The sequence below is a fragment of the Aeromicrobium chenweiae genome (assembly GCF_003065605.1).
GTDB classification, from domain to species: Bacteria; Actinomycetota; Actinomycetes; order Propionibacteriales; family Nocardioidaceae; genus Aeromicrobium; species Aeromicrobium chenweiae.
In genome coordinates this window covers 2,874,576-2,890,917 of sequence record NZ_CP026952.1, presented here as the reverse complement: position 1 = coordinate 2,890,917, position 16,342 = coordinate 2,874,576, and the positions used below count along the sequence as shown (strand labels likewise).

Genomic DNA, 16,342 nt, shown 5'->3' with positions numbered 1-16,342 from the left:
GGCGCGGCGTGGGGTTCAATGGCGGCATGGCCGAGACGCTCCTGACCGTGGCCGTGGTGCTGACGGGCCTGTCGGCCGGGCTGTTCGCGGCGTTCTCGTACGCGGTCATGCCCGGCCTGCGACGGACCGACGACGCCGTCTTCGTCCAGGCGATGCGGGCCGTCAACGTCGCGATCCTCAACCCGGTCTTCGGGGTCGTGCTGGTCGGGCCGACGGCCGCCGCGGTGGCGGCGGTGGTCGCAGGATGGGACAGCGACGCGCGGTGGTGGACGGTCGCGGGTGCCCTGCTCTACGCCCTCGGTGCGTTCGTCGTGACCGCGGCGGTCAACGTGCCGCGCAACGACGCGTTGGCGGCCGGCACGGCGGACGCCTCGGTGCTGCGCCGGCAGTTCGAGGCGACGTGGGTCAGGTGGAACCACGTGCGCTCGGTGCTGACGACCGCCGGCTTCGTGTGCCTCGTGCGAGCCGTCCTGGCCCAGTGATCAGGCCGGTCGACGGCTGCGCTGGATCGCGGTGACGAGGGCCAGCACGAACCCGGCGAGACCGAGCACGCCCGCCGTGCCGCCGCCGACGACGCCGATCGTGACGTAGCGGGCCACACGGGGGTTGGCGGCGTGCCCGAAGACGTCGGCAGCGCTGCTTCCGGTGCAGGTCACGGTGTGCCGTGAGCCGGGCTCGCCCCGGACGATGCCGACCCGGGACCACGTGCGTCCGTGATCGGTGGTCGTCATGCTCGACGCGGTCCCGTTCCAGATCGAGGAGGCGCCGGTCTCGACGTCCGTCGAGGTGCACGTGCCGGTGGCCTCCTGCGGCGAGACCCAGATCGCCTCGCCGCGCTCACCCACCGTGACGGTCGCGGGAGCGCCCGCGGGCAGGGGAGCGATGTCGTAGCCACCGAGGGCCCGTCCGATGACGACCGCGACCACCGTCGCGATCACGAGCGCGACGGCCGCCAGGACCCCCGCGAGGACGTAGCGACGGGCACTGGGACGCCGCGCGGGGGCGGGGGCTGTGCTCATGGGGGACAGCGTAGGCGCGGGACGGGCCACCGGTCCGCCGCCGCGAGGGGTCAGATCCCCAGTGCCTCCGCGAGGTCGGTCTTGATGCCGGCGATCTGCGTGTCTGCCACGTCCCGGGCCTCGTCGATGGAGTCGGTCACGGGGATGACGACCTCGATGTAGCACTTGAGCTTCGGCTCGGTGCCGGACGGACGGCAGATGATGCGGGCGCCGCCGTCGAGGCCGAGCCGGATGCCGTCGGTCGACGGAAGCCCGTGGTAGCCGTCGGCGAGGTCGTCGACGGACGTGACGTCCAGCCCGCCGAGGGACGTGGGCGGCGAGGTGCGCAGCACCTCCATCGCGCGCGAGATGATCGTCAGGTCGTCGACCCGCACCGAGAGCTGCGAGGTGGCGTGGAGGCCGTGCTGGCGGTAGATGTCGTCGAGCTGGTCGATGAGGGTCCGGCCCTCGCTCTTCAGCCGGGCCGCCATCTCGAGGACCGTGACGATCGCCGACACGCCGTCCTTGTCGCGGGCGATGTGGGGGGCGACGCTGTAGCCGAGCGCCTCCTCGAAGCCGAAGGCGAGGGTCGGGATCTTCCCGATCCACTTGAACCCGGTGAGCGTCTGCTCCCAGGGCTGGTCGTACGCCGCGGCCTGCCGCCCGAGCAGGTCGGAGGAGACGATCGAGGCGGCGTACGTGCCCGTGACGCCACGCTGCAGCAGGAACTCCGCGAGCAGCGCGCCGACCTGGTCGCCGCTCAGCATCCGGTACGACTCGCCGTCCCGCACGCCGACGGCGCAGCGGTCGGCGTCCGGGTCGTTGGCCACGATGATGTCCGCACCGACGTTCGACGCGAGCTTCAGCGCCAGGTCCATCGCCCCGGGCTCCTCGGGGTTGGGGAACGCGACGGTCGGGAAGTCCGGGTCGGGCTCGGCCTGCTCGGCCACGACGTGCAGCGGCGGGAAGCCGGCGCGGTCCACGGCCTCGACCAAGGTGTCGCGACCGACGCCGTGCATCGGGGTGTAGACGGCCACCACGTCACGCGGACCGTCCTGCGGCAGGGCGACGACGGCCTCGACGTACGCCTCGGCAACCTCGGGGCCGAGGGTCTCGTACGCGTCGCTGCGCGGCATCTCGTCCACGCGGCCCACCGCGTCGATGGCCGCGGAGATGTCGGCGTCCGCGGGCGGGACGATCTGGCTGGAGTCCTCGAGGTAGACCTTGTAGCCGTTGTCCTGCGGCGGGTTGTGCGAGGCGGTGACCATGACGCCGGCGCTGCAGCCGAGGTGACGGATCGCGAAGGCGAGGACCGGGGTCGGCAGGTGCGTGGGCAGCAGGAACGCGTGCACGCCCGCGCCCTCCATGATCTCGGCGGTGTCACGGGCGAACACGTCGGAGTTGTGGCGCGCGTCGTAGCCGACCACCACCGAGGGGGAGGAACCGTGCTCGAGCAGGTATGCCGCCAGGCCGGCGGCGGCCTGCGCGACGATGACGCGGTTCATCCGGTTCGGTCCGGCTCCGAGGGCGCCGCGGAGTCCCGCGGTGCCGAACTGCAGGCGCTCGGAGAACCGGTCCTCCAGGCCTGCGGTGTCACCGGCGTCGAGCAGCTCCTGCAGCTCGGCGCGGGTCGCGGGGTCGGGGTCCTGGGACAGCCAGTCCTGGGCGCGGGCGACGAGGTCGTCGGTCATGGGATTCCCTTCAGAAAGCAGGTCGGGGCGGATCGGTGACGAAGGGGCCGCCGACGTGGGCTGCATCGTCGTCGTCCTCGGGTCGGGGGGCCACCAGGTCGGCGTACGTCTCGGCGTCGTCCTGTGGGTCGTACCCCAAAGCACGGCCGGGACGCAGGTCCCACCAGCCGCGGGTGTTGGCCGACACGCCGTACACGACCTCGAGACCGCCGGACGTCCGGCGTGCCGCTGCGTCGGCCAGCCGGACGGCGTCGTCGGGCGACAGCCAGGTCGAGAGGGCGCGCACGGTGCTCGGGCGCTCCTCGAACGTGCCGATGCGCAGCGCGGTCGCGGCGATGCCGTGCCGGTCGGCGTAGAGGCTCAGCAGCGCCTCGGCGGCCACCTTCGCGACCCCGTAGAACGTGTCGGGGCGGGGCGGCACGTGGGTGGTCAGCAGCTCGCTGCGCGGCGTCTGACCGACCGCGTGGTTGCTGCTGGCGTAGACGATCCGTCCCACCCCGTGCTCCACCATCGCGTCCAGCAGGCGCGCGGTCGCGTGCACGTGGGACTCCAGGCTGGCGGGGAGGCTGTCCTCGTCGGGGTTGCCGGCCAGGTGGACCACGGCGTCGACGCCCCGGACGGCCTCCGACGCGACCGCCGGGTCGAGGCAGTCGCCGGTGACCCAGCCCAGCGCGCAGCCGTCCGTGTCGGCGGCGACCAGGTCGAGGCCGCGCAGCTCGTGGCCGGCGGCGGGAAGCCCCCGCACGAGCGTGCGGCCGATCGAGCCGGCCGCGCCCGTGACGAGGACCTTCATCAGATCCTCGGCAGCACGTCGCCGAGGAGCTGGCCCATGCGGGTCGCGGCGGACTTGCCGGCCGCGAGCACCTCCTCGTGGTTGAGCGGCTCACCGGTCATGCCGGCGGCGGCGTTGGTGACCAGGGAGATGCCGAGGATCTCGAGCCCCGCGGCGCGGGCGGCGATGGCCTCGAGCGCGGTCGACATGCCGACCAGGTCGCCGCCGATCGCGCGCACCATGCCGATCTCCGCGGGCGTCTCGTAGTGCGGGCCGGGCAGCTGCACGTACACGCCCTCGTCGAGGCTGGGATCGGCCTCCTTGCAGAGCGCGCGCAGCCGTGAGGAGTACAGATCGGTGAGGTCGACGAAGTTCGCGCCCTCGAGCGGCGACGTCGCCGTCATGTTGATGTGGTCGCTGATCAGCACGGGCGTGCCGGGGGACCAGGCCGGGTTGAGCCCGCCGCACCCGTTGGTCAGCACGAGCGTCTTGACGCCGGCCTCGGCCGCCGTGCGGACGCCGTGGACGACGGCCGCGACGCCCTTGCCCTCGTAGAAGTGGGTGCGGCCGAGGAAGATCAGCAGGCGCTTGTCGCCGACCGTCACCGAGCGCACCGTGCCACCGTGACCGGCGACCGCGGGAGCGCTGAACCCGGGCAGCTCGGCCAGGGGCACCTCGTGGTCGGGGGCGCCGAGCGCGTCGGCTGCGGGGAGCCAGCCCGAGCCCATCACCAGGGCGATGTCGTGGTCACCTCCACCCGTACGTTCGCGCAATGCGTCGGCGGCCTGGCGGGCGAGTTCGGTGGTCATCACCTGCCGTACATTACGACAATGCCCAAGATCCTCGGCGGCTCGCTCGAGCGCGACACGACCGTGACCGCCGAGAACCCGGCCCCCGCCCTCTCGGCGTTGCTGCGCACCGGCTCGCAGGCCGAGCACACGGCCGCCGAGGGCTCGAGCTTCATGTCCGAACTGTTGGCCGGACGGATCAACGCGGCCGGCTACGCCCACTTCCTCGGCCTGCTGCGCCGGGTCTACGAGGCGCTGGAGGACGCCGCGCGCGAGCTGCGCGACGATCCGTTGGCGTCGGCGGTCATTGACCCCGCGATCGAGCGGCTCGCCGCCCTCGACGCGGACATCGAGCACTGGGGTGCCACGGTCGTCGCCAGCCCGGCCACCGACGCGTACGTCGCGCGCATCCAGCAGTCCACGTCGTGGGGCGGCCTGTTCATCGCGCACCACTACACGCGCTACCTGGGCGACCTGTCCGGTGGTCAGGCCATCGGCCGCATCATCACCCGCGAGTTCGACCTGGACGGGGCCGGCGTCGCGTTCTACTCGTTCGACGCGGTGCCCAAGCCCAAGCTCTACAAGGACGCGTACCGGGCGCGCCTGGACGCCCTGCCGCTCGGAGCCGACGAACGCGAGCGCATCCTCGCCGAGGTCAAGGCCGTCTTCGGGCTGAACGGCGGCATCTTCGCGGAGATGACGACGTACCTCGACCAGTACGGGCGGTAGCCCGCCGGCCGCGATTGGCCCCAGCCCGTCACCGTGCGCGACAATGACCGCGTGGCTCATGTGACGATCGTCGGCGGCGGACCTGGTGGATACGAGGCGGCGCTGGTCGCCACGAGACTCGGTGCCGAGGTGACGCTCATCGAGCGCGACGGCATCGGCGGGTCGACGGTCCTGACCGACTGCGTGCCGAGCAAGACGCTGATCGCCACGTCCGACCTGCTGACCGACGTGAGCAGCTCGGCCGAGCTGGGCGTGAAGGTGCCGTCGTCGGTCCGGGCCGATCTGGCGGTGGTGGACGCGCGCGTGCTGAGCCTCGCGAAGGCGCAGTCGGACGACATCGCCGAGCGGCTCGCGGCGAGCGACGTGACGATGATCGCCGGCACCGCGACGATCGAGAGCGCGGGCTCGGTGATCGTGGAGACGGCCGAGGGCAGGCAGCGGATCGAGACCGACGCGATCCTCGTCGCCACCGGTGCGCATCCCCGCATCAGCCCCGACGCGCAGCCCGACGGCGAGCGCATCCTCACGTGGGAGCAGGTGTACGGACTGCAGGAGCTCCCCGAGCACATGATCGTGGTCGGCTCGGGCGTCACGGGTGCGGAGTTCGCCAGCGCCTACAACGGTCTCGGCGCCGCGGTCACCCTCGTCTCGAGCCGTGACCGCGTGCTGCCCGGTGAGGACGCCGACGCCTCCAACGTCATCGAGGACGTCTTCACCCGCCGGGGCATGACGGTCATGGGCAACTCGCGCATGGCATCGGTCGAGCGCACGGACAAGGGGGTGCTCGTCACCCTCACCGACGGCCGGACGGTCTCCGGCTCGCACTGCCTCCTGGCCCTCGGCTCGATCCCCAACACGCAGGGGCTGGGGCTCGAGGAGCTCGGCGTGGTGCTGGACGGCGGCGGCTTCATCAAGGTCGACCGGGTCTCCCGCACCAATGTCCGCGGCGTCTACGCCGCGGGGGACTGCACCGGCGTGCTGATGCTCGCCTCGGTCGCTGCCCAGCAGGGACGCATCGCGATGTCCCACCTGCTCGGCGACGCGGTCCATCCCCTCGACCTCGCGAAGGTCTCGAGCAACGTCTTCACCTCACCGGAGATCGCCACCGTCGGGATGTCGCAGAAGCAGGTCGAGGAGAGCGACTTCCAGATCGACACGGCCATGCTCCCGCTCGCGAGCAACGCACGTGCCAAGATGCAGGGGGTCCACGACGGCTTCGTCAAGATCTTCTCGCGCCGCGGGATGGGCGTCGTGGTCGGTGGCGTGGTCGTCGGTCCGCGGGCCAGCGAGCTCATCCACGCACTGTCGATCGCGGTCTCGGCCTCCCTGACGGTGGACCAGGTGGCCGACGCGTTCACGGTCTACCCGTCGATGTCCGGCTCGGTCGCCGAGGCGGCCCGCCGGCTCCACCCACTCATCTGACACCGCCCCCCTGCGATTGCAGGAATGACAGTCATGTAGTTCGTCGTTCTGCGGTTTTTCGGTCGCATTTCACGAAAAATTATGAGCATAATCAGTGCTCGACCCCATCTGTCACACCCGTCACATCTGCCACAGGAACGGACTTCCCCCATGCTTCCCTGGCGCTCGGCTCGTCGCACGCCCTGCCTCATCGCTGTTGCCGCGGTCACCTGCGGCATGCTCATGCCCGTCGCGGCGCACGCCGACGGCACCCAGGTGACCGGCGGCGCGCCCGGCGCCGTGTCGGCCCCGCCCGCACCCGTCCGCCCGGCCCAGGTGGCTCAGCGGGACATCCCGTCGCGTGCCCCCGCGCAACGCGTGCCGGCACCCCAGGCCCAGGACGACGACCACGGTCACGAGGCCGAGGGCGCCACGACGCTCGTCGCGGAGCTGAAGGACACCGACGTCGCTCCGTTCTCGATGCTCGGCGTGACGTGGGAGAGCGGTCTGGACGAGTCCCGCACGCGGATCGAGGCGCGCTGGCGCAGCAACGGCACCTGGTCCGCCTGGACCGAGCTGCACACCGACCCGGCGCCCGAGGAGGGCGGCCGGCCCGGCACCGAGCCCCAGTGGGTGGGCGCCGCCGACGGTGCGCAGGTGCGTGTCGCGTCGACCCCGGACGCGAAGCCGCAGGGCCTCTCGCTCAGCACGATCGACCCCGAGGCCGACACGTCGGACGAGGACGCCTCGGTGTCCCCGGTCATCGACGTGACCGAGACCGCCACGGTCGCCAAGCCGGGGATCGTCTCGCGGTCGTCGTGGGGCGCCACCGGCTCCGGCACGTGCGACAGCCCCGTCTACGGCAAGACCACGCGCGGTGCCGTCATCCACCACACCGCAGGCAACAACACGTACACCAAGGGCGAGTCCAAGGCCATCGTGAAGGCCACGCAGGCGTACCACGTCAAGGCCCGCAGCTGGTGCGACATCGGCTACAACTTCCTGGTCGACAAGTACGGCCAGATCTTCGAGGGACGCGCCGGCGGCACGACCAAGCCCGTCCGCGCCGCCCACTCGGGCAACGACATGGTGAACCAGGAGACCATGGGCGTCTCCCTGATGGGCACGTTCAGCACGACCGCCCCGTCCGCCGCGATGAAGGCAGCCGTCGTCGACCTGGTGTCGTGGCGCTTCGCCTCCTTCAAGCTCAAGGCCAAGGGCACGTACTCGCTCGGCGGCAAGACGCTCAACCGGATCGCGGGCCACCGCAACGTCGTGGGCACCGAGTGCCCGGGCAATGCGGCGTACGCCTGGTTGTCGGCGTCCGGCGGCCTGCGCGACAGCGTGGAGAAGCGTCTGTCGACCGGCACCGTCACCACCCAGATCGCCGGCCGCACGACGTCGGCCGTCACCTCGACCGGGTTCACCCTGGCGTGGCGCGCGGTCTCGGGCGCCAAGACGTACGAGGTGCGCACCTCGACCACCGCCACCGTGCCCGCCACGTGCGGTGCCGGCTGCGTCTCCGTCACGTCCCCCTCGGCGAAGCTCACCGGTCTGGCCGGCGGCTCCGTGCAGTACGCGTGGGTCCGGGCGCTGGACGCCTCGGGGAACCCGCTCACCGCGTGGCAGGGCACGCCCAAGACGGTGCAGCTCCAGGCCGTGCCGAAGCCGGCCACGGTGTCGGGCGTGACGGTGACCGCCGGCACGCACTCGACCCGCGTGCGGTGGGCGGCCGTCAGCGGCGCCACCGCGTACGACGTCTGCCTCGCCACGTCCAAGGGCGCCGGCTCCTGCACGCGCTCGGTCCGCGTCGGGGCAGTGACCACGACGCTGCTGTCGGACATGAAGCCGAGCAGTGGCACGGGCTACTTCCTCAGGGTCCGCGCGGCCAAGGGCTCCGTCGTCGGTGCCTGGTCCGCAGACCTCGCCTTCGACCTCGCCGGGGCGTCCGTGGGCACCACGGCCACGGTCCCGAGCTCGGGCAAGGTCACGGTGAAGGGCCACGGGTACGGCCACGGGATCGGCATGAGCCAGTACGGCGCCGAGGGCGCTGCCCGCAAGGGCGTCAAGTACCCCGCGATCCTGTCGACGTACTACCCCGGCACCAAGCTCGCGACCAAGGGCGGCAACATCCGCGTGCTGATCTCGCAGGACACCACCGACCCGGTCGACATCGTCGGCGCCTCGGGACTGGTCTTCCGCAAGATCACGAGCGGCTACAAGGCCAAGCTGCCGACCAAGATCAAGGGCGCCAAGGTCAAGAAGTGGCGCATCACCAAGGTCTCGAACCGCAAGACCCAGTCGGCGCTGCAGTACAAGACCACCGGCACCTTCAAGGCGTACAAGTCCATCCGCTGGACCGGTGACGGCCAGTTCGAGGGCCCGTCGCGGATCCGCCTCATCATGCCCAACGGCTCGACCGTGAAGTACCGCGGCGCGATCCGCTCGGCGCTCCCCGCGAAGGGCTCGACCAAGCGCGACACGGTCAACGTCCTGCCGATCGACCACTACGTCCGCGGCGTCATCGCGGCCGAGATGCCGGCCGGCTGGAAGCCTGAGGCGCTCAAGGCGCAGGCCGTCGCCGCCCGTACCTACGGGGTCCGCAGCCTGGCCCCCAAGCGCTACTACGACATCTGCAGCACCACCGCGTGCCAGGTGTACGGAGGCGCGTCGCGGGAGACGGCGACGACCGACGCGGCGGTCCGCGGGACCACCAACAAGATCCTCACCTACAACGGCACCCCGGCGCTGACCCAGTTCTCGTCCTCGTCGGGCGGCTACACGTCGAAGGGCTCCCAGCCCTACCTCAAGGCAGTCGTCGACCCGTACGACAACTGGTCGGGCAACGCCAACCACGCGTGGAGCACGACGGTGTCGGCCTCGACGATCCAGAAGGCCTACCCGGCGATCGGCAAGCTCAAGCAGCTCAAGATCACCAAGCGCTCCGGCGCCGGTGACTGGGGCGGCCGGGTCACGTCGATCAACCTGGTCGGCTCGTCGAAGACGGTCACGATCTCCGGCGACGACGCGCGCTGGGCGTTCGGGCTCAAGTCGAACTGGTTCCGCTTCTAGCCCCCGCGACCCGGGCTTTCCGGGCCGATGCGGGTTATCGTCGGACGATGCGCCTCATCACGGGAGCCATCGCGGGGCTGGTGCTGGTCGGGTCGACGACGTACGTCGCCCAGGCCGACGGGACGCGCCCCGGCGACCTGCGGACTGCTGACGTCCAGCAGGTCGAGCCGGTCGACGTGGGAACCGCCGCGGTGCCGGCAGCCCCTCAGGAGGCCGCCGCGGACGTCGTGGCGGAGCTCCCGAGGCGCCGCACTGACGACTTCAACCTGGTCGGCGTGACCTGGCGTCGTGGCTTCGACGACGCGGGTCTGTCGGTGCAGGTGCGGCTGCGCGCGGACGGTGCCTGGGGCACGTGGGAGGAGCTGCACGTCGACAGCGACGGCGGCGAGGGTGGCCGCGACGGCACCGAGCCCCTCTGGGCGGGGGATGCGGACGGCGTGGCGGTCCGGGTCAGCAGCCCGACCGGCCAACGACCGGCGGGTCTCTCGGTCTCGACGATCGACCCCGGGACGTCCCCGGCGGAGTCTGCGAACGCCGGCACGGCCCTCCACGACACCTCGGCCGGTGCGGTCACGCAGGTGGCGGACGGCTCACCGTCGTACACCGCGAGGCCGGCCATCGTCCGGCGGTCGACGTGGGGTGCGCGCAGGAGCAGCGGCTGCGACTCGCCCCGTCGCGGCAACGAGACCCGCGGCGTCGTCGTGCACCACACGGCCGGGACCAACAGCTACAGCGCGTCCCAGTCCGCGTCCATCGTCCGGGCCGTGCAGGCGTACCACATGAAGGCGCGCGACTGGTGCGACATCGGCTACAACTTCCTGGTCGACAGGTACGGCCGGATCTTCGAGGGACGCAGCGGTGGCATCGACAAGGCGGTGCGCGGCGCCCACGCGGGCGACAAGGGGGTCAACACGTACACGATGGGCGTCTCGATGATGGGCACGTTCTCGTCCTCGCGCCCGACGGCGGCGGCCCAGGCCGCGATGGTCCGGCTCGTCGGCTGGCGCCTCGGCACGACGTTCCACTCCGCGACGGGCCGGTACCGCGTCGGGTCGCACCGCCTCCAGCGCATCGCGGGCCACCGCAACGTGGTCAGCACCGCGTGCCCCGGTCAGGCCGCGTACACGTGGCTCGGCGCCCGGGGCGGCCTGCGCGACCGGGTGGCGGCGTACGTCGCGGACTACCGGTCGGCCATCAAGACGCGCGCCACGAAGCTGACCCGGTCGGTGACCGGTCCGGTCAAGGTCGGCGAGTACCCGTTCTCGTCCGGTGCGAGTGGACGCAAGGCGCGGCTGCGCCGGCTCGATCTCTACTCGTCGCGGTCGGGCACGTTCTCGGTCGCCGGCAGGTTCCGGCGGGAGTACGCCGCCGTCGGCGAGCAGTCCGGCGTGCTGGGCGTGCCCCGGGGCAGGGAACGCGCCACCAGCCGCTCGAGGGTGAGGCTGCAGCGTTTCGCGCACGGCACGATCTACCAGGTCAGGCGGACGTCGACGCGTGGCTACGCCGTGTGGGGACCGGTCGACGCCAGGTACCGCGCCCTCGGCCGGGAGAAGGGTGCCCTCGGGGCGCCCACCCGACGCATGGCCCGGATCTCGGGCAACCGCTACCGCGCCTGGTTCGCGCACGGACACATCACGCGGGAGGCGGGCGGCTCGGTGACCGTGTCACGCACCTGATCGTCGTGGTGGTCGGTGGCGGAACGGACGAGCCGGATCTGGGATACTCGGGACCATGCCCGACGTCCTCAAGTCCATCGCGATCTCGGCCGTCGCCAACACCGCATCGCTGGCCATCGCCGCATGGGTCTTCGACCACTTCGACGTCCACTTCGGCTGGTTCGTCGTGGCCGTGGTCCTGTTCACGGCGTTGACGGTGGTGCTGCGCGGCGTGGTGATCAGCACCGTCAACCGGTTCGCCCGCGGCTACACGATCCTCGGTGGGCTCGTGCTGACGTTCCTGGGCCTGCTGCTGACCGAGGTCGTCGTGCCGGGGTCCGGGTTCTCGATCCACGGCTGGGGCACCTGGCTCGGCGTCACCCTCATCGTGTGGGCTGCGGGCATCGCGTACGGCGAGGTCGACAGCGTCCAGCCGCCACCCCGGGCCCGCCGCTAACCCAGATGTGCGGGCCCCTGCACGGTTTCCACGCGGTGGAACGGTGCAGGGGCCCGCAGATCTGGGACGGGGCTACTCGGCTGCGGCGTCCTTGATCTCGGCGACGACCTCGCCGGACCCGATGGGACCGCCGACCGTGACCGTGAGGCCGGTGATGATGCCCGCCTTGTGGGCGGTGATCGGCTGCTCCATCTTCATGGCCTCCACGACGATGACCTGATCGCCCACGGCGACCTCCTGGCCCTCCTCGACGGCGACCTTGACGACGGTGCCCTGCATCGGCGCGACCAGCGAGTCACCGCCGGCCGCGGCGCCCGCACCCTTGTCGGCCTTGCGCTTGGCCTTCTTGCTGCCGCCGGCGGGGGCGGCCGAGGCGCCGAGGCCGCCGGGGAGGACGACCTCGATGCGCTTGCCGCCGACCTCGACCGTGACGCGCTCGCGCTCGTCGGGCTCGTCGGCGTCCGCGGACGCACCCGAGTACGGCTCGAGCTGGTTGTCGTAGTCGGTCTCGATCCACGTCGTGTACACCGAGAAGTTGCCGTCGGCCGCGGTGAACGCCGGGTCGTCGACCACCGAGCGGTGGAACGGGATGACCGTGGGCATGCCGTCGACCACGAACTCGTCCAGCGCGCGGCGGGAGCGGGCCAGGACCTGCTCGCGGCTCGTGCCGGAGACGATCAGCTTGGCGACCAGGGAGTCGAACGACCCGGGGATCGTCTCGCCCTCCTCGTAGCCGCCGTCGAGCCGGACGCCCGGGCCCGACGGGGGAGCCCACTTGGTGAGCGTGCCGGGGGCGGGGAGGAAGCCGCGGCCACCGTCCTCGGCGTTGATGCGGAACTCCATCGAGTGGCCACGGATCTCGGGATCGCCGTAGCCGAGCTCCTCGCCCGCCGCGATGCGGAACATCTCGCGGACGAGGTCGAGGCCGGTGACCTCCTCGGAGACCGGGTGCTCGACCTGCAGTCGCGTGTTGACCTCGAGGAAGCTGATGGTGCCGTCGCGGGCCACGAGGAACTCGCACGTGCCGGCGCCGACGTAGCCGGCCTCCCGCAGGATGGCCTTGGACGAGGTGTAGAGGCGCTCGATCTGGTCGTCGGTCAGGAACGGCGCGGGCGCCTCCTCGACGAGCTTCTGGTGGCGGCGCTGCAGCGAGCAGTCACGGGTCGAGACGACGACGACGTTGCCGTGGCTGTCGGCGAGGCACTGGGTCTCGACGTGGCGCGGCTGGTCGAGGAACTTCTCGACGAGGCACTCGCCGCGACCGAAGGCGCTGACGGCCTCACGCACGGCGGACTCGTAGAGCTCGGGGATCTCCTCGAGCGTGCGGGCGACCTTCAGTCCACGGCCGCCGCCGCCGAACACGGCCTTGATCGCGACCGGCAGGCCGTTGGCCTTGGCGAACTCGACGACCTCGTCGGCGTCCTTGACTGCGTCCTTGGTGCCCGGAGCGAGCGGCGCATCGGCCTTGAGGGCGATCTGCTTGGCCCTGGCCTTGTCGCCGAGGCTCTCGATGGCGGCCGGCGGCGGACCGATCCAGACGAGCCCGGCATCGATGACGGCCTGGGCGAACGCGGCGTTCTCGGCGAGGAAGCCGTAGCCGGGGTGGACGCTGTCCGCGCCGGACTTCTCGGCGATCGCGATGATCTTCTCGATCGAGAGGTACGACTCGGCGGGCGTGGAGCCCTCGAGCGAGTACGCCTCGTCGGCGAGGCGGACGAACACCGCGTCGCGATCGGGCTCGGCATACACGGCGACACTGCCGATACCGGAGTCCTTGCACGCTCGGATCACACGGACGGCGATCTCACCGCGGTTGGCGATCAGGACCTTGGCCAGGGGCTTGCTCACTGAATGACTCTCCTCGGTGCGACGGACTGCCTGCCGCAGTCTAGGGGTTGAATTAGTAGGACGTCATATGAGGTGCGTTACGTCGCGCGGCGCCGTTCGGCGCTGTGGGTTAATGGTTGTTAACTCATCGTTGCTACGATGCCGGCATGACATTTGCCCTCTCGAGCGAGCACGAGACCTTCCGCCGCAGCGTCCGCGAGTTCGCGGAGGCGGAGATCGCGCCCCACGTGGCGCAGTGGGACAAGGACCACCACTTCCCGGTCGACGCGGTGCACAAGATGGGACAGCTCGGCCTGTTCGGGCTCACCGCGCCGGAGGAGTTCGGCGGTTCCGGCGGCGACTTCACGAGCCTCTGCGTCGCGATCGAGGAGCTGGGCCGGGTCGACCAGTCGATCGGCATCACGCTGGAGGCCGGAGTGGGGCTCGGCATCACGCCGATCCTCGAGTACGGCACGCAGGAGCAGAAAGAGGCGTGGCTGCCCGATCTCGTCGAGGGGCGGCGGCTCGCCGGCTTCGGCCTCACCGAGCCGGGCGCAGGCTCCGACGCGAGTGCCACCAGGACGCGCGCCGAGCTCGACGGCGACGAGTGGGTCGTCAACGGCTCGAAGCAGTTCATCACCAACTCCGGCAGCGCCATCACGTCCCTCGTGACGGTCACCGCGCGCACCGGCACCCGTGAGAACGGCTCGCCGGAGATCTCCGCGGTCATGCTGCCCGCCGGCACGCCGGGATTCGTCGCCGAGGCGCCGTACGACAAGCTCGGCTGGCACCTGTCCGACACCCACGCCCTCTCGTTCACCGACGTGCGCGTGCCGTCGGACCACCTGCTGGGGGACCGGGGTCGCGGCTACGCGCAGTTCCTCGCCACGCTCGACGACGGCCGCATCGCGATCGCCGCCCTCGCGGTCGGCTGCATCCAGGCGTGCCTCGACATGTCGGTGCAGTACGCGGGCGAGCGCACGACGTTCGGCGTGCCGATCGGCACCAAGCAGGGGGTCGCGTTCCAGATCTCGGACCTGGCCGTGATGGCCCAGGCCGGCCGTGCGCTGACGTACCAGGCGGCCGCGATGAAGGACGCCGGCGCTCCGGCCAAGGAGCTCAAGCAGGCCGCGTCGATCGCGAAGCTCTACACGTCCGAGGCCGCCGTCACCGCGACGCGGATCGCGACGCAGGTCTTCGGCGGCTACGGCTTCATGGAGGAGTACCCGGTCGCCCGGTTCTACCGGGACGCCAAGATCCTCGAGATCGGCGAGGGCACGTCGGAGATCCAGCGCATGCTGATCGCCCGGGGCCTCGGCCTGCCGGTGGAGTGAGGACTCCCGGGGCGCGCCGGGACCACGGAAGCACGCGAGCACCCGAGGTGCCCACGCGGTCCGGTCCGGGCGTTGAGAAGGAGGCGGGCGGCTGCCTACAGGGCCGTCATCTTCGAGCAGGGGAGCGGGATGTGCTTGGGTCCGTCCCCGAAGTCGACCTGGGCCGACGTGGTGCCCTGGATGCTGACGATGCGTCCCATGCCGTAGGTGTCGTGCGAGACCCGGGCGCCGACTTCGTATACCTCGTCGATCACCTCAGGACCTGCCTGGAAGGGACTGGAAGCGTGGTAGCGGCGTTTGCGCGGTGAGGTTGCCATCACTCACCAGTGTCCCACTTCTGGGGGGCGTATACCAACAAACCCCTCAGGTGGACAGGGTCCAGAGCGAGGTCCAGTCGATCCCGAGCTCTCTCACGAGGTCGCGGAGGACGGGCAGGGACAGCCCGACGACGTTGTGGTGGTCGCCCTCGATGCCCCGGATGAATGCTCCGCCGAGCCCGTCGATCGTGAACGCGCCGGCGACGTGCAGCGGCTCACCGGTCGCGACGTACGCGTCGATCTCGGCATCGGTGACGTCGGCGAAGTGGACGATCGTGGCAGCCGTCTCGATGAGCTCCGTCCCGCCTCGACGCACGCAGTGGCCCGTGTGCAGGACGCCGCTGCGTCCCCGCATCCGGCGCCAGCGGGCCGTGGCCTCGTCCGGTCCGGCCGGCTTGCCGAAGATCTCGCCCTCGAACGCCAGCACCGAGTCGCAGCCGATGACCAGGTCCTGCGGCTCCACCTGTGCCGCGACCGCCCGGCACTTCAGCTGGGCGAGAGCGGCGGCCAGATTGCCCGCGTCCGTGGTCGTGATCTGGTCCTCGTCGACGCCCGAGACGATGACGACGGGCTCGATGCCCGCGCTGCGCAGGGTCGCGAGCCGGGCGGGCGACTGGGAGGCGAGCACGACCCTCATCGCAGGGCCGCCTCGTCGTAGCGCTGCCGGACGACCTCGAGCCGCGGGTCCTGCAGGAGCGTCGCGATGAGCGACTCGGTGCCGCCGACGCCGGTCCAGGTCCCCTCGATGCCGGTCGTGACGAACCAGGCCCGGTCGGCCGGCCACATCAGGTTCGGGCTGTTGATGTCACGGGGGACACCGGCGCCGTAGCTGGCGGCGCCCCACTGCCCGGCGTCGCGCAGCGGGCCGGTGAACAGGAAGTGCTCCTCGCCGTTGACCGTCAGCAGCGGTCCTGCCATGACCTGCGGGGGGAACGCCGGCGGCGGGGGAGCCTTCGGCTTCTCCTTGGTGAAGATCCGTCCGGGCCAGCGCAGTGGCCCCGAGAACGCGGTGAGGAAGCCCGCCGCCTCACCGCCGTGGATGTCGCCGTAGCCCTCCCACAGGGCGAAGTAGCACTCGTCCGGGGTGGTGGTGTGGTGTCCGAGGACGTCGACGAGCGCCGCGAGCAGCGCGCCGTCCAGGTGCCCCTCGAGGCGGTCGCCCTCGCCGCTCGTCGAGTGCAGCACGCGCGCGTACGCCGCGAAGCCCGACGGTCCCACGCGAGCCCGCAGCGCGACCGGCGCCGGGTCGGCCAGCAGCCAGTCGGCAGCGCTCAGGTCGGCCAGCGGACGCAGGGTCATGC

General features: G+C 71.4%; 15 protein-coding genes. 7 read left to right on the top strand and 8 right to left on the bottom strand.

All coding sequences use genetic code 11. From position 1 onward, the window contains the following. The first annotated feature begins 26 nt into the window (after positions 1 to 26). On the top strand, positions 27 to 482 hold the full coding sequence (locus C3E78_RS14005; RefSeq protein ID WP_108579396.1) for an anthrone oxygenase family protein: 456 nt from the start codon (positions 27 to 29) through the stop codon (positions 480 to 482). Here the strand turns inward: C3E78_RS14005 and C3E78_RS14000 are convergent, their stop codons facing one another. Genes C3E78_RS14000 through C3E78_RS13985 form a run of 4 tightly spaced genes read right to left on the bottom strand, consistent with a single transcriptional unit; the run spans position 483 to position 4,270 of the window. Then, entirely contained in the window at positions 483 to 1,019 is a 537-nt protein-coding gene (locus C3E78_RS14000; protein ID WP_108579394.1) for a hypothetical protein, read from the bottom strand. Positions 1,020 to 1,069: 50 nt separating this feature from the next. Further along, on the bottom strand, positions 1,070 to 2,689 hold the full coding sequence (locus C3E78_RS13995; protein WP_108579392.1) for a phospho-sugar mutase: 1,620 nt from the start codon (positions 2,687 to 2,689) through the stop codon (positions 1,070 to 1,072). A gap of 10 nt (positions 2,690 to 2,699) precedes the next feature. Next, a complete protein-coding gene (locus C3E78_RS13990; protein ID WP_108579390.1) occupies positions 2,700 to 3,482 on the bottom strand; it encodes an NAD-dependent epimerase/dehydratase family protein in 783 nt (260 codons plus the stop codon). Beyond that, on the bottom strand, positions 3,482 to 4,270 hold the full coding sequence (locus C3E78_RS13985; protein WP_108579388.1) for a purine-nucleoside phosphorylase: 789 nt from the start codon (positions 4,268 to 4,270) through the stop codon (positions 3,482 to 3,484). The genes C3E78_RS13990 and C3E78_RS13985 overlap by 1 nt, the downstream gene beginning before the upstream one ends. Before the next feature lie 21 nt (positions 4,271 to 4,291). Between C3E78_RS13985 and C3E78_RS13980 the strand changes: the two genes are divergently transcribed. The 5 genes from C3E78_RS13980 (at position 4,292) to C3E78_RS13960 (ending at position 11,563) form a co-directional block, all read left to right on the top strand. Continuing rightward, complete coding sequence (locus C3E78_RS13980) at positions 4,292 to 4,978, top strand: biliverdin-producing heme oxygenase (RefSeq protein WP_108579386.1); 687 nt, start codon at positions 4,292 to 4,294, stop codon at positions 4,976 to 4,978. A 51-nt stretch (positions 4,979 to 5,029) separates the two neighbouring features. Continuing rightward, a complete protein-coding gene (locus C3E78_RS13975; RefSeq protein WP_108579384.1) occupies positions 5,030 to 6,400 on the top strand; it encodes an NAD(P)H-quinone dehydrogenase in 1,371 nt (456 codons plus the stop codon). Between the two features lie 150 nt (positions 6,401 to 6,550). After that, a complete protein-coding gene (locus tag C3E78_RS13970; RefSeq protein ID WP_135804815.1) occupies positions 6,551 to 9,451 on the top strand; it encodes a SpoIID/LytB domain-containing protein in 2,901 nt (966 codons plus the stop codon). A 47-nt stretch (positions 9,452 to 9,498) separates the two neighbouring features. Continuing rightward, a complete protein-coding gene (locus C3E78_RS13965) occupies positions 9,499 to 11,127 on the top strand; it encodes an N-acetylmuramoyl-L-alanine amidase (RefSeq protein ID WP_108579380.1) in 1,629 nt (542 codons plus the stop codon). A 55-nt stretch (positions 11,128 to 11,182) separates the two neighbouring features. Further along, entirely contained in the window at positions 11,183 to 11,563 is a 381-nt protein-coding gene (locus tag C3E78_RS13960; protein WP_108579378.1) for a phage holin family protein, read from the top strand. A 72-nt stretch (positions 11,564 to 11,635) separates the two neighbouring features. Here C3E78_RS13960 and C3E78_RS13955 read toward each other — a convergent pair whose 3' ends face one another. After that, positions 11,636 to 13,411, bottom strand: coding sequence for an acetyl/propionyl/methylcrotonyl-CoA carboxylase subunit alpha (locus C3E78_RS13955; protein ID WP_235833634.1), 1,776 nt, complete (start codon positions 13,409 to 13,411; stop codon positions 11,636 to 11,638). Between the two features lie 146 nt (positions 13,412 to 13,557). Here C3E78_RS13955 and C3E78_RS13950 point away from each other — a divergent pair, with 146 nt between their 5' ends. After that, positions 13,558 to 14,724 (top strand): acyl-CoA dehydrogenase family protein, encoded by a 1,167-nt coding sequence (locus tag C3E78_RS13950; protein WP_108579376.1) that lies wholly within the window; start codon positions 13,558 to 13,560, stop codon positions 14,722 to 14,724. Between the two features lie 95 nt (positions 14,725 to 14,819). Here C3E78_RS13950 and C3E78_RS13945 read toward each other — a convergent pair whose 3' ends face one another. From C3E78_RS13945 to C3E78_RS13935, 3 genes are all read right to left on the bottom strand, one after another. Continuing rightward, positions 14,820 to 14,978, bottom strand: coding sequence for a hypothetical protein (locus C3E78_RS13945; protein WP_235833633.1), 159 nt, complete (start codon positions 14,976 to 14,978; stop codon positions 14,820 to 14,822). A 109-nt stretch (positions 14,979 to 15,087) separates the two neighbouring features. Next, positions 15,088 to 15,678, bottom strand: coding sequence for a Maf family protein (locus C3E78_RS13940; protein ID WP_108579372.1), 591 nt, complete (start codon positions 15,676 to 15,678; stop codon positions 15,088 to 15,090). Then, entirely contained in the window at positions 15,675 to 16,340 is a 666-nt protein-coding gene (locus C3E78_RS13935) for a hypothetical protein (protein WP_135804814.1), read from the bottom strand. Before C3E78_RS13935 ends, C3E78_RS13940 begins: the two co-directional genes overlap by 4 nt. Positions 16,341 to 16,342: the final 2 nt, after the last annotated feature.

Excerpts from the sequence above, each read along its gene's own strand:
- C3E78_RS14005 (WP_108579396.1), top strand. The coding sequence starts at position 27 with ATGGCCGAGACGCTCCTGACCGTGGCCGTGGTGCTGACGGGCCTGTCG.
- C3E78_RS14000 (WP_108579394.1), bottom strand. The coding sequence starts at position 1,019 with ATGAGCACAGCCCCCGCCCCCGCGCGGCGTCCCAGTGCCCGTCGCTAC.
- C3E78_RS13995 (WP_108579392.1), bottom strand. The coding sequence starts at position 2,689 with ATGACCGACGACCTCGTCGCCCGCGCCCAGGACTGGCTGTCCCAGGAC.
- C3E78_RS13990 (WP_108579390.1), bottom strand. The coding sequence starts at position 3,482 with ATGAAGGTCCTCGTCACGGGCGCGGCCGGCTCGATCGGCCGCACGCTC.
- C3E78_RS13985 (WP_108579388.1), bottom strand. The coding sequence starts at position 4,270 with ATGACCACCGAACTCGCCCGCCAGGCCGCCGACGCATTGCGCGAACGT.
- C3E78_RS13980 (WP_108579386.1), top strand. The coding sequence starts at position 4,292 with ATGCCCAAGATCCTCGGCGGCTCGCTCGAGCGCGACACGACCGTGACC.
- C3E78_RS13970 (WP_135804815.1), top strand. The coding sequence starts at position 6,551 with ATGCTTCCCTGGCGCTCGGCTCGTCGCACGCCCTGCCTCATCGCTGTT.
- C3E78_RS13965 (WP_108579380.1), top strand. The coding sequence starts at position 9,499 with ATGCGCCTCATCACGGGAGCCATCGCGGGGCTGGTGCTGGTCGGGTCG.
- C3E78_RS13960 (WP_108579378.1), top strand. The coding sequence starts at position 11,183 with ATGCCCGACGTCCTCAAGTCCATCGCGATCTCGGCCGTCGCCAACACC.
- C3E78_RS13950 (WP_108579376.1), top strand. The coding sequence starts at position 13,558 with ATGACATTTGCCCTCTCGAGCGAGCACGAGACCTTCCGCCGCAGCGTC.
- C3E78_RS13940 (WP_108579372.1), bottom strand. The coding sequence starts at position 15,678 with ATGAGGGTCGTGCTCGCCTCCCAGTCGCCCGCCCGGCTCGCGACCCTG.
- C3E78_RS13935 (WP_135804814.1), bottom strand. The coding sequence starts at position 16,340 with ATGACCCTGCGTCCGCTGGCCGACCTGAGCGCTGCCGACTGGCTGCTG.